Origin of the sequence: Streptomyces sp. CC224B, assembly GCF_030010595.1 — a bacterium.
In the GTDB taxonomy this organism is placed as follows: domain Bacteria; phylum Actinomycetota; class Actinomycetes; order Streptomycetales; family Streptomycetaceae; genus Streptomyces; species Streptomyces longispororuber.
The window spans coordinates 14150-36816 of sequence record NZ_JASCXL010000044.1; the positions used below are offsets into that span (position 1 = coordinate 14150).

The following is a 22667-nucleotide window of genomic DNA, read 5'->3' on the forward strand; positions in this document are numbered from 1 at the left end:
GACGCCAGGGCCGCGCCGGACCAGGCTCAGAAGCGACGGACAGCACCGATCCCGGGCTGTCCCGCACCCCTGCTTCCGAGGAGATGGACCTCATGCAGACCTTGGCAACGGCCCTGGCGTCCGACGGCGGGCCAGGCCCGTGGATCCTGCTCTTCCCGCTGGTCTGGGCGGCCGCGGCCCTGGGCGTCGGTGCCGTCCTGCGCCGCACGGTGTGGCGCGGCCGGGGCGGGCCGTGGCGGCGCGTCGCCACCGGCGTCGACGGCGCGTCGCCGATCACCGTGCTCGGCCACCGCTTCGCCGCCGGCGAGATCGACGAGGACGAGTACTGGCGCCGCCTCAGCGTCCTGACCGAGGTGTTCGGCCACGCCCCCGCCGGAGGCCGGTCATGAACACGGCCACCCCGCCCCGGCCCTCCGGGGTCCGGTACGCCGCGCGGGTCGAGCACGCCGTGAAGGTGTACGGCTCGGCCGGGACCGCGGTGAGGGCCCTGGACGGCGTGAGCGTCGGCTTCGCCGCCGGGCGCTTCACCGCCCTCATGGGCCCGTCCGGCTCGGGCAAGTCCACGCTCCTGCACTGCGCGGCGGGCCTTGACACGCTCACCTCGGGCTCCGCCCACATCGGCGGCACGGACCTCGGCACCCTGGACGACCGGCGTCTGACCCTGCTCCGCCGCGACCGGGTCGGCTTCGTCTTCCAGGCCTTCAACCTGGTGCCGACCCTGACCGTCGCCGAGAACATCACGCTGCCGACGGACCTCGCCGGACGCCGCGCCGACCCGGACCTCCGCGCCTGGACGGACGCGCTCGTCGACGTCGTCGGCCTGCGCGACCGGCTGCACCACCGGCCCGCCGAACTCTCCGGCGGCCAGCAGCAACGCGTCGCCGTGGCACGGGCGTTCGCGGGCCGGCCCGACGTGGTCTTCGCCGACGAGCCGACCGGGAACCTGGACTCGCGCTCCGGCGAGGAGGTCCTCGGGCTGCTCGGCCGCGCGGTGCGCCACATGGGCCGCACCGTCGTCATGGTCACCCACGACCCGGTGGCCGCCGCCCACGCCGACGAGGTCGTCTTCCTCGCCGACGGCCGCCTCGTGGACCGCGTGCGGGCCCCCACCGCCGACAAGATCCTCGACCGCCTGAAGACCTTCGAGGCCACGGGCGCGGCCCGCTCCGGCGTGGCCTCGTACGACGCGTACGGCGAGGAGGCGTACGGCGAGCGGCCGGACGGCAGCGACGCGGCACGAGCACGGCAGTCGTACGGGGGCGGCGCGGCACCCACCCGGCAGGCGGACGGCGCGGAACAGTCCCGCGCCGGGCGGACGACGCGTCGGTCCCGGTTCCGGCGTCGGGGCGCGGGCGGGGGAGGGGTGCCGTCATGACCTTTCTGACCCCGGTTGTGCGCATCGCCCGCACCTCCCTGCGCGGCCACAAGCGCCGCTTCGCCGGTACGTTCCTCGCGGCGCTGCTCGGCGTCGCGTTCCTGACGGGCACGCTCGTCATGGGTGACACGCTGCGCGCCGGCTTCGACACGATGTTCGGCACCGCGACACGCGGCACCGACGCGGTGGTGCGCTCCGAGAACGCCATCACCGCGCCCGGCGAGAGCCAGGGGGCGCGGCAGCCCGTCGCCGTCGGCCTGGCCGACCGGATCGCGCGCGTGCCGGGCGTCGCGGCCGCCGTACCGAACATCCAGGGCGCGGGCCAGCTCATCGGCGAGGACGGCGACCCCATTGGCGGCCAAGGGCCGCCCACGCTCGCGGGCAACTGGATCGACGACCCCGGGCTCAACCCCTACCGGCTCGCCGCGGGCCGTGCCCCCGCGGCCACCGGCGAGGTCGTCGTCAACCGCGGCGCCGCCGACCGCGGCGGCCTGGGCATCGGCGACACCACGACGCTGCGCACCCCCGACCCGGTCCGGGTGACCGTCGTGGGCCTGGCCACCTTCGGCGGCGAGGACGGGATGGCGCAGGCCACGTTCACCGGCATGACCCGCGCCGACGCGGAGAAGTACCTGGCGCCGAGGCCCGGTCAGGCCTCGTCCGTCCAGGTACGGGCCCGCCCCGGCATCGGGCAGGAGGAGCTCGTCGACGCGCTGGCCCCCGTGCTGCCCGCGGGGGTCGAGGCCATCACCGGCCGGGCGGCGGCGGAGGAGGACTCCGAGCTGGTCTCGGGGCGGTTCCTGACGCTGTTCACGACGTTCCTGCTGGTGTTCTCGGGAGTCGCGCTGCTGGTGGCGACGTTCTCGATCCACAACACGTTCGCGATCGTCGTCGCCCAGCGCACCCGCGAGAACGCCCTGCTGCGCGCGCTCGGCGCCTCCCGCCGCCAGGTCACCGCCGCGACGCTCTTGGAGGCCACCGCCGTCGCCGTCGTCGCCTCCGGCGCCGGCCTCGCGGGCGGCATCGGGGTCGCGGCCGGCCTCCAGGCACTGTTCCCGGCCATCGGATTCCCCTTCCCCGAGGGCGACTTGGTGGTCGGCGGGACGTCGATGCTGCTGCCGCTCGCGGTCGGTGTCCTGGTCTGCGGGGCCTCCGCACTGCTGCCCGCCGTACGCGCCGGGCGCACCGCGCCGCTCGCCGCGCTGCGCGAGACGGCGGTCGACCACGCGGGGACGTCGCGCGCGCGGACCGTGACGGGTGCCGCCCTGGGGCTCGTGGCCCTCGGCCTCACCCTGTCCGGGGTGCTCGTCGTGCCCTCCGTGTGGGCGGCGGGGGCCGGGGCCGTGCTGGCGCTCGCCGCGTTCGTGGTGCTCGGCCCCGTCGCCGCGTCACGGGCCCTGCGGATCATCGGCGGCCCGCTGGACCGGACGCGCGGCGTCACCGGCACTCTGGCCCGGCGCAACGCCCTGCGCAGTCCCCGGCGCACCGCCGCCACCGCGAGCGCCCTGATGATCGGCGTCGCCGTCGTCTCCCTGTTCACGGTCTTCGGCGCGTCCCTGAAGGCCACCATGGACCGGACGGTGTCCCGGTCCTTCGCGGGCGACCTCGCCATCAGCGTTCCCGCGTTCGGCGCCGGGGGCAGCGGCCTCAGCCCCCGCCTCGCCCCTGCCCTGGCCGAGCGCCCCGAGGTCGCCACGCCCGTCGGCCTCGGCAGGGGAGTGGCCGAGGTCAACGGCAAGGGCCGCGCCCTGACCGTCACCGACCCGCAGGCGCTCGCCGCGTCGTTCGACCTGGGCGGCGTCCAGGGCTCGATGGACGCCCTCGGCACCGACGGCATCGCCGTCACCCGCGCCGAGGCGGGCGAACAGCGCCTGGAGGTGGGCGACCGCGCCCGGCTCGCCTTCGCCGACGGCACGCAGGACACCTTCACCGTGCGCGCGGTGTACGGCCGTTCGGAACTCGTGGGCGACTACGTCCTCACCCGCGAGGCCTGGGCGCCGCACCGAGCGCAGGACTCCGACTCGCTGGTCTCCGTCACCTTCGCGGACGGGGTGCGCCCCGCCGACGGCGAGGCGGCGGTGTCCGAGGTCGCGCGCCGCTACGGCGACCCCGAGGTGCGGACCCGCGACGAGTACGCGCGGTCGTCGGCCGGCGGCATCGACATGATGCTCACGCTCGTCTACGCGCTGCTCGCCCTGGCCGTGGTCATCGCCCTGCTCGGCATCGCCAACACCCTCACTCTCGCGCTCCACGAACGCACCCGGGAACTCGGCCTGTTGCGGGCCGTCGGCCAGACCCGCGCGCAACTGCGGGCCATGGTCCGCTGGGAGTCGGTGCTGGTCGCCGCGTTCGGCACGGTGGGCGGCCTGGCCCTCGGCGGCTTCCTCGGCTGGGTCCTGGTGCGGGCGTCCGACGGGGCGTCCGACAGCACCTTCGCGTTCGCCCTGCCGCCGCTTCCCCTGGCCGTGGTGGCCCTGGTGGGCGTGGCCGCGGGTGCCCTGGCGGGCCTGCGACCGGCGCGGCGCGCGGCACGTCTCGACGTCCTGCGCGCCATCGCGGCGGAGTGAGAGGGAAGGGACGAGCGGAGTTCCGGCGGCCCGGGACGGGTCGACAAGCGACGACAAGAGGTCGACAAGCGATCGACAAGTGGGAGAGCGGGAGCGAGCTGACGCGCGCCGGAGAAGCGGAGGAAGGTGGCGGGAGGAACGGAAGGAAGAGAGGAAACGGAGACGGAGGGAACGGAGAGGGAGAAGGTCACCGCCCGGTCAGCCAGGAACGGCCGACCGGGCGGGAGCATGGGCGCGGACGGGCGTCGTGGTCACCAGGGACCGGGCGCTCGCGGCGTGGTACGCGGGATACGTCGGCAGGTCCACGGTGGGCGACGGGGCGGCCAGCGTGAACCAGACGACCTTGCCCGCCTCACCCTCCGGCCGCACGCCCCAGCTCTCGCTGACCGCGGCGACCATGGCGAGCCCGCGGCCGCAGGTCTCGAACGCCTCCACGTCACGCACCTCCGGCAGCCGGGGATCGTGGTCGTGGACCGACACCACGAGGCGGTCGAGCAGCAGCTCGATGTCCACGGTGCAGAGCTTGTCCGGTTCCGCGTGGCGGTGGACGTTGGTGAGCAACTCCGTCACGCCGAGTGCGGCGCGGTCTATCAACGGGTCGAGATGCCAGTAGCGCAACTGCGCCGATACGATTCTGCGGACTTGGCCGATCCGCGACGGCAGGGCTTGGAGCTCTACCGTGCACTGCCTGCTTGGCTGGCTGATCACGGTGCGACTCCCCGAAGTGAGGTCCGGAAGAGGACGGCGTTCCGATCCAGCAGGGGCCGCGCGCTGCCTGCCGCCTGCTGCGGGGCCGGCGGGCTGGTTCGCAGCGTTATCGCCGGTAAACCCAGAGTGATGTGACACCAGAGTGACGCAGGGGGTGCGGGCCTGCAACTCGCGCCCGGACCCGGCCGTCTAGACCCGTCGGCGGCCGCCCGCGGTGCGCAGGGCGTCGAGGAAGGCGCGCACGGTGGGCGGTCCCTGCTCCCCGGGCACCGGCTCGTGGTCGCCGAGCGTGAGCCGGTAGCGCGTGCCGTTGACGTCGGCGAGTGCCCGGTCGTGCGGGGCGAACCAAGGCTTGCCCGCGCGCACCGCCTGCACCGGCGCGCTGTCGATCTCCTTGCCGTAGCTGGTGAGCAGTTCCAGTCTGCCGTCGTTGATCCGGACCTCTCCGGCGCGGGTCAGGGAGCGCAGCCGCTTCCCGATCCGCACGCCTGTGGCCGTGAACTCCGGCTCTGCCATGAGGCTCCGCCCCCTCACTCGCGGTGGCGTACCGCGCTGCTCGTGTGCCGCGGCGCCCGGAGGTACCGCGGGGTGCCGTCTGCCCCCGTGCGGGCGCCGCCGCGCGGCGCCGCGTGTCCGGGACCCTACCCCTGTCCCGTGCGGTGCAGTGTGCACGGACCCGGCGCCGAGCACTAGGGCGCATGACCACGTCGCACATGCCACTTCGCCGCGTGCCCGGGGCGGGCCCGCGAGGGGGCCCGACGGCTGCGACAGTCGCGCCTTTGAGGTGCCAAAAGGACTGTTTATGCAGGTGGGAACGGAGTTATGGGTGTTTATCATCGAGGTGTCCGGCCGGATCGAAACCGCGTCCGGCACGATCCCGAGGAGCCACGCGGTGAGCACCATCCAGCACGACCCGGCCGGCGAGCCGGCCGTCACCCTCGACGTCGACCGGAGTGACCCGGACTACCGGTCCTGGCTCAAAGAAGCCGTACGCAAGGTCCAGGCGGACGCCAACCGCTCGGCCGACACGCATCTCCTGCGCTTCCCCTTGCCCGAGCACTGGGGCATCGACCTGTACCTCAAGGATGAGTCGACGCACCCCACCGGCAGCCTCAAGCACCGCCTCGCCCGCTCGCTGTTCCTGTACGGCCTGTGCAATGGCTGGATCCGCCCGGGCCGCCCGGTGATCGAGGCCTCCAGCGGCTCGACGGCCGTGTCCGAGGCGTACTTCGCGAAGCTGATCGGCGTGCCCTTCATCGCGGTGATGCCGCGCACGACCAGCGCCGAGAAGTGCCGCCTCATCGAATTCCACGGCGGCCGGTGCCACTTCGTGGACGACCCGCGCACGATGTACGCCGAGGCGGCCGCGCTCGCCGTCGACACCGGTGGCCACTACATGGACCAGTTCACCTACGCGGAACGGGCCACGGACTGGCGCGGCAACAACAACATCGCCGAGTCGATGTACCAGCAGCTCCGCCTGGAGCGCTACCCGGAGCCCGCGTGGATCGTGGCGACCGCCGGGACCGGCGGCACCTCGGCGACCATCGCCCGCTACGTGCACTACATGCAGCACGACACCCGCATCTGCGTCGCCGACCCGGACAACTCCTGCTTCTTTCAGGGCTGGACGGAGAACGACCCGGACGCCACGAGCGACTGCGGCTCCCGCATCGAGGGCATCGGCCGCCCCCGCATGGAGCCGAGCTTCGTGCCCGGCGCCGTCGACCGGATGATGAAGGTCCCGGACGCGGCGACCGTCGCCGCCGTCCGCGCCCTGGAGCAGGTCATCGGGCGCAAGGCGGGCGGCTCGACCGGCACCGGCCTGTGGAGCGCCCTGAAGATCGTCGCCGAGATGGTCGCGGCGGGCCGCACCGGCAGCGTCGTCACCCTCATCTGCGACCCCGGCGACCGCTACCTGGACAAGTACTACTCGGACGCCTGGCTGGCCGAACAGGGCCTCGACATCCGGCCGTACACCGCCGCCATAGAGACACTTCTCGCCACGGGCACCTGGGTGGGTGCCTGAGCGGAGCCGGGGCCGGGCTACGCCTTCGTGCCCGACAGGCGGCGGTCCAGGTTCCCGACCGCCGCCTCGAAGGACCTGCGCAGACCCCGGCCGCCGTGCCGGAACAGCGGACGCGCCAGCCTGCGGGGCTCGATGGCGAAGGTCCACCGCACCCGGGTGCCGGAACCCGCGGGCTCCAGGTGCCACTCCTCGGCCAGCGCGCGTACGCCCGGTGCGTTCGTGACGTCCACGCGGTAGGCGTACCGCTCGGGCGCGTGAGCGGCCAGGATCGTCTCCTCGAAGCGCACACCGCCCTGGAGGTGGACCACGCGGCCGGTGCCGCCCCGCGTGGGCCGCGCCCGCGTGACCGACGTGAACCACGCGGGCCACTGCGCCACGTCCACGGCCAGGGCCTGGAACACCGTCTCCGGCGGCGCGGCGACCTCCCGGGCGAACACGTGCCGTACGGGAGCGGTCGCGAGGAACTCCAGCTCCACGGGCCTCAGTTGACGTGGCATCGTACGCAGCCCCCAAGCGCCTCCGGGTGGTGGGACGAGCACGGACACTTTAAGCCGCGCACGGCCGCCCAGGGAGGGGGCGGCGCTCAGAGCTCCTCGGCGCCGCTCTCCGGCTCGCCCGCCACGATCAGCCGCGGCAGCTGCTCGGAGATCTCCGCCCGGGCGTCGGCGGGCATCCCCGCGTCGGTGACCAGCGTGTCCACCTGCCCCAGCGTGGCGAAGGAGCTGAGGCCCACCGTGCCCCACTTCGTGTGGTCGGCGACGACCACGACGCGGCGCGCGGACTGCACCAGGCGCCGGTTCGTCTCCGCCTCCGCGAGGTTCGGCGTCGACAGACCCGCCTCGGCCGCTATGCCGTGCACCCCGAGGAACAGCACGTCGAAGTGGAGGGCCGCGATCGCCTGGTCCGCGACCGGGCCGACGAGCGAGTCCGAGGGCGTGCGCACGCCCCCGGTGAGCACCACCGTCGCCGCCCCCGGCCGCTGGCCCGCGCTGCGCTGCGCGGTGTGGAAGACGTCCGCGACCCGCACCGAGTTCGTCACCACCGTCAGGTCCGGCACGTCCAGCAGGCGCTGCGCGAGCGCGTACGTCGTCGTGCCGCCGGACAGCGCGATGGCCGTGCCCGGGGCCACCAGCGCCGCCGCGGCGCGCGCGATGTCCTCCTTGGCGCTGAGCTCCAGGCCCGACTTGGCCTCGAAGCCGGGCTCGTGGGTGCTCGCCTCCGCCACCGGCACCGCGCCGCCGTGCACCTTCTCCAGGACGCCCTGGCGCGCGAGGGCGTCCAGGTCCCGGCGGACGGTCATGTCCGACACGCCGAGCTTGCGGGTGAGCTCGTTGACCCGGACCCCGCCGCGGCGGCGGACCTCGTCCAGGATCAGGGCGCGGCGCTGCTCCGCGAGGAGGTTCTGATTCTCACTCACGTCCGGTCCGGCCCTCTCACCTCGTCAAGCCCGTCATCAGGTCGCCTCATCCTCGCATGCGCCACCCGTGGACACCGAAGGGGGAGATTGCGTGACGGTACGTGCGTGAACGGCGCGCAGCGGCGATCCTGGGGCCCTTGCAGACACGGGACAGCGCACACATCGGGGGCAGCAGCAGTGGAGCGCGCCACGGCGGGACAGCCCGCCCACCTGAAGGACGCCGAGGAACCGACGCCCGGCACGGCCGCGCCCGGGGAGCGGATCGCCCTGGAGCTCCTCGTCCACGGCGTGGGCGGCACCACCCCGCAGGAGATGCTGGACGATCCCCGGACCGCGCGGATCTCCGGGGACGAGACCGCGGCCGTCTACCGCCGCGCCGACGACGCCGACGCCGAGGCCCGCCCGGAGGACTACCGCGGCCGCCCGGTCCCGGAGGCGTACGTCTGGTGCAACCTGACCTCCGGCAACGGCTCCCGCGCCCTGTGGCTCCTGCTGCTGCCGTTCATGGTCGTCAACCTCGCGCACTGGATGCGCCCCAGCGCCCGCCGCATGCGGCGCACGGTCCGCGCGTACGGGCTGCTCGTGCGGCTGGTCGCGCTGACCCTGACGGTGCTGCTGACCGCCGCCGCCTGCGAGATCGCGGTCGACCTGGTGGCCTGGCAGTGCGCGGGCACGCGCGCGTGCGTCGCCGACCACTCCTGGCTCGGCTTCCTCGCCCCGGAAGCGGCCGGGGGCGGCGGCTGGTGGTCGCAGCCCGGCCGCCGCCTCGCGCTCGCCGCGGTCCTGCCCGTCGCCCTCACCGCCCTGCTCTGGTACCTGTCGCACCGCACCTGGAGCGCCTACGAGTCCCAGCAGCCCCTGCCGCAGCGGCCGGACCCCGAGGAGGTCGGCCGCAACGCCCTGAACCAGCCCGGCTTCTGGTACGGTCGCCGGCTCGTCGCCCGGCTGCGCGCCGCCCACACCGCCGCCGGCCTGCTCACGGTCGCCGCCGCCGTGGGCGCCGCCGCCGCCCGTCACGACCGCCGCCCCGGCGGCCCCGCGCTCCTGGACGCCCTCGGCTGGACCCTGCTGACGGCCCTCGCGGCGGGCGGGGCGGGCGTGGTGTGGGTGGTGTGCCGTCGGGGCCGCTGCGAGCGCCGCGTCGACCAGCACCTCGACCGCGCCCTGGTGCGCGGACTGCCGCTCACCGCCCTCGCCCTGCTGCTGCTCGCGGTCCTGTACGCCGGGTGGTCGCGGCCCGCCTGGGCCTCCACCGGCCGGCTGCCGGGCAACACCACCTTCGGCGGCATCGCGCTGGCCCAGGGCCTCCTCGTCCTCCTCCTCGCGGCCGTCGCCGCCGTCATCCACCGCAGGTCGCCCGACGCGCGCACCGCCCTGCGCGGCCTCGGCGGCCCGGCCGCGGCGATGCTGGCCTGCGCCCTCGGCGGCGTGATGTCCGGCGGCGGCTCCCAGCGCGTCGCCGACTGGCTCGACGGCAGGGGCGGCACGATCGACGGCCCGCCGGCGCTGCTCACCTGGCAGGCCTCCGCCATCCCGCCGCTGCTCGTGGTCGTCGCCGTCCTGTGCGGCTGGCTCGCCGTGCGCACCGCGCGCCACCTGCGGCACGAGCTGGCCGCGGTGCCGCGCGAGTACGGCGTCGACCGGCCCGACACCGCCCGCACCCGCCGCATCGCCCGCAGGCGCGCGAGCGCCGCGCTCACCGACCACGCCCCCGTGATCGTCGGCGTCACCTCGGCCGCCACGCTGCTCCTCGGTGCCGCGGCGCTCGTCGGCGCCTGGGCCGGCGGCGAGGTGCCCGGCGAGGCCGCGCGGGGCGCGCCCGCGTTCGTCGAGGGCGCCGCGCAGACCGCGCAGGCGCTCGGCTCCTGGCTGATCGGTTTGGGCTTCATACTCCTCGTCACCTGGGGCCGGCGCGCCTACCGCGACGCGTCCGCCCGCCGCACCATCGGCATCCTGTGGGACGTCGGCACGTTCTGGCCGCGCGCCGCCCACCCCTTCGCGCCGCCCTGCTACGCCGAGCGCGCCGTGCCCGACCTGACCTGGCGCATGCACACCTGGACCCGCGCCACGGGCGGCCGTCTCGTCCTGTCCGGCCACTCCCAGGGCAGCGTCCTCGCCGCCGCGGCGGCCTGGCAGCTGCTGCCGTCGGTCCGCAAGCGCGTGGCGCTGCTCACCTACGGCTCCCCGCTGGAGCGCCTGTACGGCCGCTGGTTCCCGGCGCACTTCGGGCCCGCCGCGCTCAGCTCCCTGCACCGCGAGGTCGACTGCTGGCGCAACCTCTACCGAGCCACCGACCCCATCGGCGGACCCGTACGGCTGCACGGCGCCTGCGGCCCGCAGGTCGACCGCGCCGAGCTCCAGGACCCGCTGGCCTACGGCCGCACCCCCGAGCACCCGCTGCCCGCGCCCATCCTCGGCCACGGCGACTACCAGGCCGACCCCGCCTTCGCCGAGGAGCGCGCGCGGCTGCTCGCCCGGCTCAGGCCCGCCGTGCCCCGCCCGGCCGCGCCACCCGTGGCGCCGCCGGTGCCGCCTCCGGCAGCTCCGCCTACGGCAGCTCCGGAAGGTCCTCCGGATACAGCAGGGTGAGGTCGTCCGTGCTCGGCGCGGCGAGCTGGGCGACCCGGCCGGCGTGCCGCTCGACCATCGCCTCGAACGTCTGCCGCGCGGTGCGGCCGTTGCCGAACCCCGGCCCCTTCGGCAGCGCCGCGAAGTACTTCAGGAGCGCCTCGGCGGTGCCCGCGCCGAGCGTGTACTCGTGCTCCTCCGCCTGCTGCTCGACGATGCGGAGCAGTTCCTCGGCGTCGTAGTCCGAGAAGGTGATGGTGCGCGAGAACCGGGACGCCACACCGGGGTTGACGGACAGGAAGCGGTTCATCTCCTCCGTGTACCCCGCGACGATCACCACGACCGCCTCCCGGTGGTCCTCCATCAGCTTCACCAGCGTGTCGATCGCCTCGCGGCCGAAGTCGCGCCCGGAGTCCTCCGGCGAGAGCGCGTACGCCTCGTCGATGAACAGCACGCCGCCGCGGGCCTTGTCGAAGGCCTCCTGGGTGCGGATCGCCGTGGAGCCGATGTGCTCGCCCACCAGGTCCACGCGGGACACCTCGACGAGGTGGCCGCGCTCCAGGACGCCGAGCGAGGCCAGGATCTCGCCGTAGAGCCGGGCCACGGTCGTCTTGCCGGTGCCGGGGGAGCCCGTGAACACCAGGTGGCGGCGGACCGAGGCGGCCTTCAGGCCCGCCTCCTGGCGGCGCCGCCCCACCTCGATCATGTCGGTGAGCGCCCGGACCTCGCGCTTGACGCTCTCCAGGCCCACCAGCGCGTCCAGCTCGCCGAGCACGTCCTTCGACGTCCGCGCGGGCGGCACGGCGGCGGCGTCCGGCGCCTGCTCGGTGCCGCGCGGCCCGGGCACCGCGCCGAGCAGCCCCACGGACTGCGTGGCCGTCTGCACGGCCGGGGCCGGGGCCCGGGTGCTCGCGCTCTCGTCGCTGGTGCAGTCCTCGACGAGCGGGCCGTCCTCCGCGAACTCGTAGCCGCCGCGCGCGCACCGCTCCGTGCGGCACCGCTTCAGCGTCGTACGGCAGCCGTCGATGACGTGGAAGCCGTAGCCGCCGCTGCCGACGACCGTGCAGCGCTGGAAGCTGCCGCGGGCGCCCGCCGAGACGTAGAAGCCCGCCTCCGCCGGGGAGGTGACCGTGCACCGCTCGACGGCGGGGTCGGCGCCCTTGGTGACGATCACGCCCGTCTGCGTGCCGTCCACCGTGCAGTTCGCGAGGACGCCGCCGCTGCCGTGGTCGCGGAACCAGGCGCCGGTGGCGGCCTCCCGGATGCGCACGTCGTCCAACTGCGCGGTCGCGCCGTCGCTCACGGACACGGCCGTGTTGCGCACCTGCGTCAGATCACTGTCTATGACGTCGACGCGCGAGCCGCGGTCCAGGACGAACAGCGCGTCCGGCACGTCGTGCACCCGGCACGACTCCAGGACGGCCGTCGCGCCGTCGCTGACCCACACCGCCGGGTAGTCGCCGGTGCTGTCGTGGATCTCGCACTGGTTGGCGTCCACGCGGGTGCCCGGGTCCCACACCGACAGGCCGTTGCGGCCGAACTCGCGCACCGTGGAGCGCGTCAGCGTGAGCACCGAACGCGACCGCAGGTCGACGGCGTTCTCCGGGATGTCGTGGATGTGGCAGTCGGCGAGGGTGAGGACCGCGTCCGTGTCGAGCGTGACGCCGTCGGTCGTGGTGCGGTGCACCTGGCAGTCCGTCAGGTGCGCCGTGGCCCGGGCGGTGATCTGCACGCCCGCGCCCTTGACCTCGTACACCTCGCAGCCCACGGCCTCCAGACCGCTGTGCTCGCCGGTCACCGACAGGCCCGCGCCCGACGTGTGGTGCACCCGGCAGCGCTCCAGGCGCGGGTGCCCGCCGCCGCGGACCGCGACCCCGGACTGGCCCGCGGCGACGACCTCGCAGTCCTCGAACACGCCGCCCCCGCCGTCGAGTACGGCGATGCCGACGCCGCCCGCGTTGTCCACCGTGCAGCGGCGCAGGGTCGGACGGGCGCCGCCGCGCACCTCGATCCCCGCCGCCGAGCGCGTCCGCACCCGGACGTCGGTGAGCTCGGGCGCGCCGTCCTCGACGAGCAGCGCGGGCGCGGCCGCGTCCTGCCCCTCGATGTGCAGGTCAAGGACCAGAGCCGAGGCCCGCACGGTCAGCGGCACGCCGTCGACCGGCGCGATGCGCGCGGCGCCGGGGGCGCCCTCGGGCCCGCGCAGCGTCACCGCCCGCATGACGACGAGGTTCTCGCGGTACGTCCCGGGGGACACCGTCAGGACGTCGCCGTCGCCCGCGGCCTCCAGGGCGGCCGACAGCGACGGGTACTCGCCCGTGCGGCGCCGCCACCGCGACGTACCGGTGTGCGTCACCTGGACCGTGCCCTGTGCCATGGAGTTGCTCTGCCCCCACCTCGACGTTCGCGGGACCTCGCGCCCGCGCGCAAGGAGGCCGAAGAGTTCGCCCGGTCCACCGTAGCGCGCGCGGCGCGGCGGAGTTGACCCGATGGGCAGGCTCTCACCAGCTCAGGCGCCGGTGCCGGTCTTTCCCCAGTCGGGGCCCGCCTGCTCCCAGGCCCGGTCCCAGTGGGCGTAGCGGCGCTGGACGACGCGCCACAGGACCAGGCGCCGGGCACCCTCGACGAGGCCGGCGGCCGCGAGGCAGGCGCCGAACCCGGCGAGGGCGGCGTGCGTCGTCGCGGTGGCCGGGTCCAGGGGGCGGCCGACGACCCGGCCGTCGCCGTCGGTCCAGAGCGTGAACCGGTCGCCGGGCCGCGGCTTGTCGAGGTCGGAGACCACCGCGCCCTTGCGGTCCGACCCGTCCGGGCCGGTCCAGGCGGCGAGCACGCGGCGGTGCGCGTCCCGCGACGAGGCGGTCTCCGGGTCCGGGTCCAGGGGCGGCCGTTCGAGCCCGTGCAGGACGGTGGCGGTCACGGTGTGGCGGGCCGCGCGCTGCTCCTCGACCGAGCGCAGCAGCGCGTCGTTGGTCAGACTGCCCGTCACCGCACCGGCCACGGGGGCCGCCACGGCGATGAGGACGAGGGCGACGAGCGCCACCCAGGCCTCGGCGAGATCCGTCCCGCGACACAGTGGATTGCGGCGCCAGCGCCAGAGTCCGGCGATCGCTCGCACGGTCCTGCACCCCCTTCCGCGGCCGTCTCCCACGGCTCCCACCGCGAACGGCCTTGCCCCGCTCTCGGGTTCCCCGCGCCCGCGGCCTTCATTCGGGGATCCGCGGCGCGTTCACCGATACGGATGGTGCGGGCGGCCAAGGCACCGCACCGCGGTGCCGTATTCGCTACGGGGGACAGCAGGGGGTACGGGGGACAGCAGGGGGAGGGCGTGCGGGAACGCCAAGAGCCGCCGTGGCGCGTGGCACCACGGCGGCATCGCCTCGGGCGTTCCCCCCAACGCCCTTGGCGTGGACGTGCTCGTCACACAGCGGGGGACCGGCTGCGGCTGCCGCGCCGGTGGTCGCCGGCGTCGGGGCCGCGGCCCGTCAGTACCCCCGGTACTGCTGGCGGTTGTGCGGGTCCTCGTAGGGCGCGGGCGCCGGGCGGGGCGCCGCGGGGCGCATCGCCTCGTAGCCCGTGGTGTTCCCCATGGGCCGCTGCTGCTGCGGGCCCGGGTAGCCGCGGGGCGGCCCGGCCTGCTGCGGGATGTACGGCGCGGGAGCCTGCTGCAGCGGCGCGGGCTGCGCGGCGGGCGGGTAGCCGTACCCGGGGTTCGGGGGAGCGGACATCGCGGGGCCCGTCGGTGCCGAGGGCGCCGACGGCAGGGCGGGCAGCGCCGACGGCAGCGCGGGAAGGTTACTGCCCGAGTCGTAGGGAGAGGGGTTCACCCGGATCGGGGCGATCTGCGGGGTGCCCCGCTCGGCGACCAACGAGTCGTAGATCGGAGTGTCCGGGAAGGACGGCGCGGAGTAGTAACCGCCGCCATAGGTGGAGCGGGGGGAGGTCATACTCCATAAGTTAAGCCCTTGATGTGCTGGTTGGGGAGACCGATAAGCGGGTTGTTCGGCGTGTCGCCCGTGCTCCCTGAGCCGCAAAGCGAGCGAACCCGGGAAAAATCGGTCGCGCGACAGCGTACGAATCCTGTAAAAGACACCGTTCCCGGGGTTACGTGGGGTCGACCGGGGGTTGACGGGCTGTTGACCGGGGGTGACGCCGGACGTTCCCGGGGACGGCCCGTGCGCCGCCGCCCAGGCCAGGTAATAGGTTGGGCGGGAACGGAACGGCGGTCCTGCCGGACCCGGCACTGGTGATGGGGGCAGACATGTCTATGGCCAAAGGTTCGAACGTACCCGTGCAGGCGGCTGCCGTACGGGTCGAACTGGGCTGGAGTTCCGGTCCCGGCGTGCCGGACGCCGACGCGTCCGCGCTGCTGCTCGGCGCGTCCGGGAAGGTGCGCTCGGACGCGGACTTCGTCTTCTACAACCAGGCGGCGCACGCCTCGGGCGCCGTGCGCCACGAGGGCAAGCGGACCGCGGGCGGCTCGGTGACGGACACGCTCGTCGTCGACCTCGCGCGCGTGGAGCCCGCCGTGGAGACGGTCGTCCTCGCCGCCTCGGCGGACGGCGGCTCCTTCGGGAAGGTGCCCGGGCTGCACATCCGGGTCCTCGACGCCGCGAGCGGCGCCGAGATCGCGCGCTACGACAGCGCGGACGCGGGCGTGGAGACGGCGTTCGTCCTCGGGGAGCTCTACCGGCGCCAGGGCGCCTGGAAGTTCCGCGCGGTCGGCCAGGGCTACAGCAGCGGCCTGGAGGGCCTCGCGACGGACTACGGCATCAGCGTGGACGAGCCCCAGCAGGCGACCCCCGCGCCGTCCGCGCCCCCCGCGCCGCCGGCACCCGCCGCCGCTCCCGCGCCGCCCGTGGCCGCCCCCGCCGCTCCCGCCGCCCCCGCCGCCCCCGCGCCGCCGCCTCCGGCCGCCGCCCCCGCCCAGCCGGTGCGGCTGACGAAGGTCACCCTCACGAAGGAGTCGCCGACGGTCTCGCTGACCAAGCAGGGCGGCACCTCGGGCGCGCTGCGCGTGAACCTCAACTGGGAGGTCCGCAAGCAGTTCAAGGGCTGGGCGAGCAAGCTCGGGCGGGCCGTGGCGATGCACGGCGACCTGGACCTCGACCTGTGCGCGCTGTTCGAGCTGGCCGACGGCCGCAAGGGCGTCGTCCAGGCCCTCGGCAACGCCTTCGGGTCCCTGCAGCAGCCGCCGTACATCCTCCTGGACGGCGACGACCGCACCGGCGCGGTGGCGACCGGCGAGAACCTCACCGTCAACCTCGACCACGCGCAGGACTTCCGCCGCATGGTCATCTTCGTGACCATCTACGAGGGCGCCCGCAGCTTCGCCGACCTGAACGCGACGGTCACGCTCACCCCGCAGCACGGGGCGCCGATCGACTTCTCCCTGGACGAGTGCACGGTCCCGTCGACGGTGTGCGCGCTCGCGCTCATCACCAACCAGGGCGGCGAGCTCGTCGTCCAGCGCGAGGCCCGCTACCTGGTGCCCGAGCGCGGTGTGAGCCCCCAGCGCACCATCGACTACGCCTACGGCTGGGGCATGAACTGGACGCCCGGCAGGAAGTGACCGCCCCCGGCGCCCACGCAGGGCTCCGCCGGGGAACCGGTCACGCCCGGGAGTCGGGAGCCGTTTCCGGGTACGTCGTCCCCGGGGCGGCCTCCGCGGCCCCGGGACGGGCGTACGTACGCCCCTTCCACGCCGCGCCCCGGCCGCGGTGGTGCCGCACCGCGGAGTCCACGGTCATCAGCAGGTACAGGAGTCCGCTGACGGGCAGCGTCAGCGCGAGCCACAGCAGCTGGCGGTAGTAGCGCACCATCGGCACGAACGTGGCCGTCATGACGAGCCAGCCGAGGCCGCCCAGGAGCGCGGCGGCCCCGTGCCCCGTGGCCAGGCCCGCGGCCAGGGCGGCGGGCGGCACCAGGTAGACCACCACGAGGCCCGCCACCGTCCCGGCGAGCAGCGCCGGGTTGTGCCGGAGCTGCGAGTAGGCGCTGCGGGCCACCATCCGCCACAGGTCCGCCAGGCGGGGGTAGGGGCGGACGCTGTCGACGCGGTCGGCGAGCCCCAGCCAGATGTGCCCGCCGGCGCGCTTGACCGCCTTCGCCAGGGCCACGTCGTCGATCACCGCGTGCCGGATCGCGTCCGGCACGCGCGCCCGCCCGGCCGCCTCCGCGCGCAGCAGCACGCAGCCCCCGGCCGCGGCGGCCGTCCGCCCGCCCTCGCGCGCGATCCACCGGAACGGGTACAGCTTCGCGAAGAAGTACACGAACGCCGGGACCACCAGGCGCTCCCAGGTGCTGGCCACGCGCAGCCGCGCCATCTGCGAGACGAGGTCGTAGCCGCCGGTCTCGGCGGCGGCCACCAGCTCCCGCAGGCTGTCGGCCGCGTGCGCGATGTCCGCGTCGGTGAGCAGCAGGTACTCGGGCTCGCGCGCGCGGGCCAGGCCGATGCCGTGCCGCACCGCCCACAGCTTGCCCGTCCAGCCGGCCGCCGGCTCGCCCGGCGAGGTGACCGTCAGCGGCAGGCCCCCGTACCGCTCGGCCAGAGCGCGCGCGAGCTGCCCGGTGCCGTCGGCGCTGCCGTCGTCGACGAGGAACACCTCGGCCCGACCGGGGTAGTCCTGTGCGAGCAGCGACGGCAGGCTGTCGGGCAGCACCGCCGCCTCGTCCCGCGCGGGCACCACGACGGCCACCGACGGCCACCGCTCCGGGTCCCGGCGCGGCGGCAGACGCAGGTCCGTGCGCCAGAAGAAGCCCTGTCCGACCAGCAGCCACAGCCACGCGGCGAGCGAGGCGGCGGCGGTCCACGCAACGGCACTCATCCGCCGCAGTCTGCCCCACCGCGCCCGGGTCGTGCGGCTCATCGTCTAAGGTGACCGGGTGAAGATCGCGCTCATGGACTCCGGAATCGGACTGCTCGCCGCCGCCGCGGCGGTACGACGCCTGGTGCCCGAGGCCGAGCTCGTCCTCTCCTCGGACCCGGACGGCATGCCCTGGGGCCCCCGCGACACGGCGGACCTCACGGAGCGGTCCCTCGCGGTCGCCGGGGCGGCCGCGGCACACCGCCCGGACGCCCTGATCGTCGCCTGCAACACCGCGTCCGTGCACACGCTGCCCGCGCTGCGCGCCCGCTTCGAGCCGGACCTGCCCGTCATCGGCACCGTCCCCGCGATCAAGCCCGCAGCGGCCGGCGGCGGACCGATCGCCATCTGGGCCACGCCCGCCACCACCGGCAGCCCCTACCAGCGCGGCCTCATCGCGGAGTTCGCGGGCGGCGTCGAGGTCACCGAGGTGCCCTGCTGGGGCCTGGCCGACGCCGTGCAGGCGGCCGACGAGGACGCCGTCGCGCGCGCCGTCGCCGCCGCCGCCGCGCTCACCCCGCCCGACGTACGGGCCGTCGTCCTCGGCTGCACCCACTACGAGCTCGTCGCCGAGCGCATCCGCGCCGCCGTCCAGCAGCCCGGGCTGCCGCCGCTCGTCCTGCACGGCTCGGCCGGCGCGGTCGCCGCCCAGGCGCTGCGCCGGATCGGCCGGGCCGCGGGTGCGCGTACCGACACGGACGCGCCCCGGGGCGGTGTCCGGGTGCTCCTCAGCGGGCGCGAGGCCGCGCTGCCGCCCGCCGCCCTGGCGTACGCCGAGGGGCGCCTGCTCGCGGAGGGCAGCCCGGCCCTCAAGCACTGAGGCCCCGCCCGGGGCCGGTGCGCGCTGCCGGGTCCGTGCCCCGGCGCGGTCCGGCGAGGCGGGCCCGCCCGGCGTGTTCCGGCCTCGGGGCCCGGCTTCGCGCGACGCGGTGCCGATGCCGCGGAACCTGAGTAACCTCGGTTCCATGACGGACCACGCCCACGGCGACCGGGCCGCCGCCGAGGAAGAGCCCGAGATCTGGACTGGACGCGCGTCGAACCGCGTCCAGTGGCTGCTGGCCTGTGCCGGTGCCGCCTGCCTCGCGCTGGGGATCAACCTGGCCGTGGAGTCGCTGTGGCCCTCCGGCATCCTGCCGCTGGTCATGTCCGTCGTCGGCTGCATCGCGGTCGGCCTGCTCGTCCTGTTCGGCACGCTGGCCTTCGTGCACGTCGCCGTGAAGGTCGACCGGGAGTGCCTGGAGGTGCGCTGCGGCCACATCGGCCTGCCGCGCCGCCGCATCCCGCTCTCGCACGTCGTCGACGCCGCCTTCGCCCCGCTCGTCACGCCCCGGCACTGGGGCGGCTGGGGGTACCGCTGGCGGCCGGAGCAGGGCACCGCCGTGATCGTGCGCCGCGGCGAGGGCGTCGTCCTGCGGCTCGGCGACGGCCACACGTTCACGGTCACCGTGGACAACGCGGAGAGCGCGGTCCGCGTCATCCGGGACCGTCTGCGGCTGATGCGCCCGTCGTCGTCTGGTTGAGCAGTCGTCATCTGCCTGAGCGGTACGGGCGCCGCTCGGGGCCGGGCCACCGGGCTTGCCCGGGCGTGCCTTCCCCGGGTGAGGGACTTTCCGGAAGCCCTGCGTAGCCCTCCGCGCCTCCGAGAGCTCTCCACGCCTCCGCCGGGAGCCCTTCACGCCTCCAGGAGCCCTCCGCGCCTCCGCCGGGAGCCCTTCACGCGCCCGGGAGCCCTCCACGCGAGGGCCACCTCACGGCACCGGTGCGCCGCGTCTGCCCGTCCCGTCCTCCAGCGGCCGCGCCGTCGCGATGCCCGCGAGCAGGGCCGCGCCCGCGGTCACCGAGGTCGCGCTCAGCGCGTTGCCGAGCGCGGCCAGGGCGGCGACCGCCGTCAGGGCCGCACCCGCTGTCAGGACGACCTGGGTGGAGCGCGGCGAGTGCCACAGCGCGAACAGCAGCCACGCGAAGGCCGCCGCGAGCAGCGCCACCCCGACGACGCCCTGCTCGGCCGCCTGCTGGAGCAGCGCCGAGTGCGGTTTGCCGTCCGCGGGGACACCGTGGGTGACCGCCGGGGAGGCGTCGCCGAACCGCCCCGGCCCCACCCCGAACGCGGGATGCGCGGCCGCCAGGTCCTCCGCGTCCCGCCACACCTCGACCCGGTGCGCCCCGAGCCGGTCCTCCAGGGGCGCGGTCACCGCTCGCGGGAGGGCGTCGTCGGCGACGGCCCAGGACGCCGCGCCCACCAGGACGGCGGCGAGCGCGCAGCCCGCCAGCCCCGCGGCCCGGTGCCCGCCCGGCGCCGCCGCGAGCGAGCACAGCACGATCACGGCGCACCCCACGAGGCCCGCCGCCGAGCCGAGCAGCGCCGCGACCCCGACGACGCCGAGGGCGGCCAGACGCAGGCAGAGCCGGAGCGCCGGCGCGGGCGCCGCCCAGGCCGCGCAGCAGACCGCGCCGGCCGACAGGCACAGCAGCGCCGCGGTGGCGCCGACGGGGCCGAGCGGTGCGGGGCCCGCCGCCGGGTGTGGTCCCGCCACGGCGAGGACCACGCCCGCGAGCGCCCCGGCGCACGGCGCGGCCACCGGGAGCAGTGCCCCCGCGATGCGCCCGCCCGCGTACCCGGCGGCGACGGCGAGGACCGCGAGCAGCACCCCGTCCGGGCGTCCGCCGCCGAGCGCCGAAGTGACCAGCGCCCACGCCGCGCAGACCGCGAGCAGCGCCAAGCCGCTCGCGTCCGCCACCGCGTGCCGCTCCTCGGCCCGCCCGGCCGCCGCCACCGCCCCCGTCGGCCCCAACCCGCCCCCCTGATCCGTCCCCACGGGCCCCCGGCGCGGCGCGATCGGGCCGCGCGGCAGGGGCTGGGCACACCGTAGCGGCTGGTGCCCCTGGTTGTGGACATCGTGCGCAGAAACGATCTGGCAGATGTGTGGAACGGGCACTTCGGCCTCCTCCCGGAGGGCGCCGACCGCGGTGTCCGGCCCTGGTGACGGGCCGTAGACTCCCCGGGTGACCGCCAGCACCGCTCCCACCGAGACGCCGGAGCAGACACCGCCGCCCGCCGCACCGGAAACCCGCGCGGAGCGCCTCCGGCGACGGCTGCTCCCGGCCGCGGGCGCGGTCCTCTCGGGCGTCCTGCTCTACCTCGGCTTCGCGCCGCGCGAGCTGTGGTGGCTCGCGCCCTTCGCGTTCGCGCTGCTCGGCCTCGTCCTGCACGGCCGCCGGCCCCGCTCCGGGTTCGCCCTCGGCCTGCTCATGGGGCTCGGCTACTTCCTGCCGCTGCTGTCGTGGACGGGCGTCGACGTGGGGCCGCTGCCGTGGCTGGCCCTGTCCGTCGCCGAGGCGCTGTTCCTCGGCCTCGCGGGCCTGGGCATCGCCCGGGTGTCACGCCTGCCGGTGTGGCCGGTGTGGGCCTCGGGGGTGTGGCTCCTGCTCGAGGCGGCCCGGGCGCGCTTCCCGTTCGAGGGCTTCCCCTGGGGCAAGGTCGCCTTCGGCCAGCCCACCGGGGCGTTCCTGCCGCTGGCCGCGCTCGGCGGCACCCCCCTGCTGGGCTTCGCGGTCGTCCTGAGCGGCTTCGGGCTCGCCGACGTCGTGCGCCGCCTCGCGCGAGCGCCACGGACCCGGGACCGCGCCCTGGTCACCGCCGCCGTGCTCACCGTCGCGCCTGTCGCCGCCGGAGCGGCGGCGACGCCGCTGGTGTCCACGGAGGCCGAGCACGGCACCGCCACGGTCGCCGTGATCCAGGGCAACGTGCCCCGCATGGGCCTGGACTTCAACGCCCAGCGCCGGGCCGTGCTCGACCACCACGTGCGCGAGACCCTGCGCCTGGCCGACAGGGTCGAGCGGGGCGAGGTCCGCCGGCCCGACCTGGTCCTGTGGCCGGAGAACTCCTCCGACATCGACCCGTACACCAACGCCGACGCGTACACCGAGATCGAGAAGGCGGTGAAGGCCGTCGGCGCCCCCGTCTCCGTCGGCGCCGTCGTCGAGGCCGAGGACGGCAAGCCCCGCAACCGGCAGATCCTCTGGGACCCGGAGAAGGGCCCCGGCGCCTTCTACGACAAGCGGCACCTCCAGCCGTTCGGCGAGTACATGCCCTACCGCGGCTTCTTCCGCCTCTTCAGCTCCGACGTCGACCGCGCCGGAGTCTTCGAACCCGGTACGGAGCCCGCCGTGTTCGCCATGGCGGGCACCGGGGTGGGCCCGGTGACGTGCTACGAGGCCGCCTTCGACGACGTGGTCCGGGACCAGGTGAACGAGGGCGCGCAGATCCTGTCCGTGCCGAGCAACAACGCCACGTTCGAGCGCAGCCAGATGACCTACCAGCAGCTCGCCATCGACCGGGTGCGGGCCGTCGAGCACGGCCGGGCCGTCCTGGTCCCGGTCACCAGCGGCGTGAGCGCCGTGATCCGCCCCGACGGGACGGTCGCCCAGCGGACCGGGATGTTCACCGCCGAGTCGCTGGTGGCTCAGGTGCCCAAGCGCAGTTCGCGGACGCTCGCGACCCGGCTCGGGGTGTGGCCCGAGGTGCTGCTGGCAGGCCTCGGAGTGGCCGGAATCGGCTGGGCGATCGCCCGCAGGCGGGCCGTCACCGGCGGCTAGGGTGCTGATCATGGCTACTCCAGACTTCATCACGACCCTGCGCGCCGAGGTGGGCCACCACCCGCTGTGGCTGCCCGGCGTGACCGCGATCGTCTTCGACGACGAGGGCAGGGTGCTGCTCGGACGGCGTGCCGACAACGGCAAGTGGTCCGTGATCGGCGGCATCCCGGAGCCGGGGGAGCAGCCCGCCGCGTGCGCCGTGCGCGAGGTCCACGAGGAGACCGCCGTGCGGTGCGTGGCCGAGCGGGTCGTCCTCGTGGAGGCCCTGGAGCCCGTCACCTACCCCAACGGCGACGTCTGCCAGTTCATGGACGTCACCGTCCGCTGCCGGGCCGTGGGCGGCGAGCCCCGCGTCAACGACGACGAGTCGTTGGAGGTCGCCTGGTTCCCGCTGGACCGGCTGCCCGCCGAGCTGCACGAGACCGGTCTTTTCCGGATCAAGCAGGCCATGGCGGACGGCCCCACCTGGTTCGCCCGCGACACGGGCGCCCCGGAGCCCGTGGAGACCACGCCGGACAGCATGTAGCCTGCACGGACATTGAGG

The 22667-nt window shown here is 75.4% G+C and carries 18 protein-coding genes and 1 pseudogene; 10 read left to right on the top strand and 9 right to left on the bottom strand.

Translation table 11 applies throughout. The features are described 5' to 3' along the window. The first annotated feature begins 92 nt into the window (after nt 1–92). The 3 genes and pseudogenes from QK440_RS18970 to QK440_RS18980 all read left to right on the top strand — a co-directional run bounded on the left by QK440_RS18970 (nt 93) and on the right by QK440_RS18980 (nt 3942). Nucleotides 93–389, top strand: coding sequence for an SHOCT domain-containing protein (locus QK440_RS18970; RefSeq protein ID WP_282794319.1), 297 nt, complete (start codon nt 93–95; stop codon nt 387–389). Then, nucleotides 386–1147, top strand: a pseudogene (locus QK440_RS18975) (ABC transporter ATP-binding protein); the annotation flags it as partial. The gene QK440_RS18970 and the pseudogene QK440_RS18975, both read left to right, overlap by 4 nt. A 233-nt stretch (nt 1148–1380) precedes the next feature. Next, complete coding sequence (locus tag QK440_RS18980) at nt 1381–3942, top strand: FtsX-like permease family protein (RefSeq protein ID WP_282794359.1); 2562 nt, start codon at nt 1381–1383, stop codon at nt 3940–3942. A 198-nt stretch (nt 3943–4140) separates the two neighbouring features. Here QK440_RS18980 and QK440_RS18985 read toward each other — a convergent pair whose 3' ends face one another. Together QK440_RS18985 and QK440_RS18990 are read right to left on the bottom strand one after the other, a co-directional pair. Next, nucleotides 4141–4650, bottom strand: a complete 510-nt coding sequence (locus QK440_RS18985) for an ATP-binding protein (RefSeq protein WP_282794320.1) — start codon at nt 4648–4650, stop codon at nt 4141–4143. 189 nt (nt 4651–4839) lie between these two features. Next, nucleotides 4840–5166, bottom strand: coding sequence for a hypothetical protein (locus tag QK440_RS18990; RefSeq protein WP_282794321.1), 327 nt, complete (start codon nt 5164–5166; stop codon nt 4840–4842). A 385-nt stretch (nt 5167–5551) separates the two neighbouring features. Between QK440_RS18990 and QK440_RS18995 the strand changes: the two genes are divergently transcribed. After that, nucleotides 5552–6679, top strand: a complete 1128-nt coding sequence (locus tag QK440_RS18995; RefSeq protein ID WP_282794360.1) for a PLP-dependent cysteine synthase family protein — start codon at nt 5552–5554, stop codon at nt 6677–6679. A 17-nt stretch (nt 6680–6696) separates the two neighbouring features. On the opposite strand, the gene QK440_RS19000 is transcribed toward QK440_RS18995, so the two are convergent. Both QK440_RS19000 and QK440_RS19005 read right to left on the bottom strand, forming a co-directional pair. Then, nucleotides 6697–7176 (bottom strand): SRPBCC family protein, encoded by a 480-nt coding sequence (locus QK440_RS19000; RefSeq protein WP_282794322.1) that lies wholly within the window; start codon nt 7174–7176, stop codon nt 6697–6699. An 86-nt stretch (nt 7177–7262) separates the two neighbouring features. Then, a complete protein-coding gene (locus QK440_RS19005) occupies nt 7263–8096 on the bottom strand; it encodes a DeoR/GlpR family DNA-binding transcription regulator (protein ID WP_282794323.1) in 834 nt (277 codons plus the stop codon). A 312-nt stretch (nt 8097–8408) separates the two neighbouring features. Between QK440_RS19005 and QK440_RS19010 the strand changes: the two genes are divergently transcribed. Beyond that, nucleotides 8409–10685, top strand: a complete 2277-nt coding sequence (locus QK440_RS19010; protein WP_282794361.1) for a hypothetical protein — start codon at nt 8409–8411, stop codon at nt 10683–10685. On the opposite strand, the gene QK440_RS19015 is transcribed toward QK440_RS19010, so the two are convergent. The 3 genes from QK440_RS19015 to QK440_RS19025 form a co-directional block, all read right to left on the bottom strand. Next, nucleotides 10645–13041, bottom strand: coding sequence for a right-handed parallel beta-helix repeat-containing protein (locus QK440_RS19015; protein ID WP_282794324.1), 2397 nt, complete (start codon nt 13039–13041; stop codon nt 10645–10647). The two genes, QK440_RS19010 and QK440_RS19015, sit on opposite strands and share 41 nt — an antisense overlap. Before the next feature lie 132 nt (nt 13042–13173). Then, complete coding sequence (locus tag QK440_RS19020; protein WP_282794325.1) at nt 13174–13779, bottom strand: hypothetical protein; 606 nt, start codon at nt 13777–13779, stop codon at nt 13174–13176. A gap of 367 nt (nt 13780–14146) precedes the next feature. After that, the gene (locus QK440_RS19025) at nt 14147–14608 is read right to left on the bottom strand and encodes a DUF6643 family protein (protein ID WP_282794326.1); all 462 of its coding nucleotides are present in this window, start codon (nt 14606–14608) and stop codon (nt 14147–14149) included. A gap of 314 nt (nt 14609–14922) precedes the next feature. On the opposite strand from QK440_RS19025, the gene QK440_RS19030 reads away from it, so the two are divergent. Next, the gene (locus QK440_RS19030; protein WP_282794327.1) at nt 14923–16233 is read left to right on the top strand and encodes a TerD family protein; all 1311 of its coding nucleotides are present in this window, start codon (nt 14923–14925) and stop codon (nt 16231–16233) included. A gap of 40 nt (nt 16234–16273) precedes the next feature. On the opposite strand, the gene QK440_RS19035 is transcribed toward QK440_RS19030, so the two are convergent. Further along, nucleotides 16274–17488, bottom strand: a complete 1215-nt coding sequence (locus QK440_RS19035) for a glycosyltransferase (protein WP_282794328.1) — start codon at nt 17486–17488, stop codon at nt 16274–16276. Between the two features lie 58 nt (nt 17489–17546). Between QK440_RS19035 and QK440_RS19040 the strand changes: the two genes are divergently transcribed. Beyond that, nucleotides 17547–18347: an aspartate/glutamate racemase family protein gene (locus QK440_RS19040; protein WP_282794329.1), complete on the top strand. Its 801-nt coding sequence runs from the start codon at nt 17547–17549 to the stop codon at nt 18345–18347. A 145-nt stretch (nt 18348–18492) separates the two neighbouring features. Next, nucleotides 18493–19047, top strand: coding sequence for a hypothetical protein (locus QK440_RS19045; RefSeq protein ID WP_282794330.1), 555 nt, complete (start codon nt 18493–18495; stop codon nt 19045–19047). A gap of 228 nt (nt 19048–19275) precedes the next feature. Here the strand turns inward: QK440_RS19045 and QK440_RS19050 are convergent, their stop codons facing one another. Then, a complete protein-coding gene (locus tag QK440_RS19050; RefSeq protein ID WP_282794331.1) occupies nt 19276–20319 on the bottom strand; it encodes an O-antigen ligase family protein in 1044 nt (347 codons plus the stop codon). Between the two features lie 211 nt (nt 20320–20530). Between QK440_RS19050 and lnt the strand changes: the two genes are divergently transcribed. Together lnt and QK440_RS19060 are read left to right on the top strand one after the other, a co-directional pair. Further along, nucleotides 20531–22123 (top strand): apolipoprotein N-acyltransferase, encoded by a 1593-nt coding sequence (gene lnt / locus QK440_RS19055; protein ID WP_282794332.1) that lies wholly within the window; start codon nt 20531–20533, stop codon nt 22121–22123. A gap of 10 nt (nt 22124–22133) precedes the next feature. Beyond that, nucleotides 22134–22649, top strand: coding sequence for an NUDIX domain-containing protein (locus QK440_RS19060; protein ID WP_282794333.1), 516 nt, complete (start codon nt 22134–22136; stop codon nt 22647–22649). Nucleotides 22650–22667: the final 18 nt, after the last annotated feature.

Coding starts and splice junctions, on each gene's coding strand:
- QK440_RS19045 (WP_282794330.1), top strand. CDS start 18,493: ATGACGGACCACGCCCACGGCGACCGGGCCGCCGCCGAGGAAGAGCCC.
- QK440_RS19030 (WP_282794327.1), top strand. CDS start 14,923: ATGTCTATGGCCAAAGGTTCGAACGTACCCGTGCAGGCGGCTGCCGTA.
- QK440_RS19060 (WP_282794333.1), top strand. CDS start 22,134: ATGGCTACTCCAGACTTCATCACGACCCTGCGCGCCGAGGTGGGCCAC.
- QK440_RS19025 (WP_282794326.1), bottom strand. CDS start 14,608: ATGACCTCCCCCCGCTCCACCTATGGCGGCGGTTACTACTCCGCGCCG.
- QK440_RS18990 (WP_282794321.1), bottom strand. CDS start 5,166: ATGGCAGAGCCGGAGTTCACGGCCACAGGCGTGCGGATCGGGAAGCGG.
- QK440_RS19000 (WP_282794322.1), bottom strand. CDS start 7,176: ATGCCACGTCAACTGAGGCCCGTGGAGCTGGAGTTCCTCGCGACCGCT.
- QK440_RS19035 (WP_282794328.1), bottom strand. CDS start 17,488: ATGAGTGCCGTTGCGTGGACCGCCGCCGCCTCGCTCGCCGCGTGGCTG.
- QK440_RS19010 (WP_282794361.1), top strand. CDS start 8,409: ATGCTGGACGATCCCCGGACCGCGCGGATCTCCGGGGACGAGACCGCG.
- QK440_RS18970 (WP_282794319.1), top strand. CDS start 93: ATGCAGACCTTGGCAACGGCCCTGGCGTCCGACGGCGGGCCAGGCCCG.
- QK440_RS19015 (WP_282794324.1), bottom strand. CDS start 13,041: ATGGCACAGGGCACGGTCCAGGTGACGCACACCGGTACGTCGCGGTGG.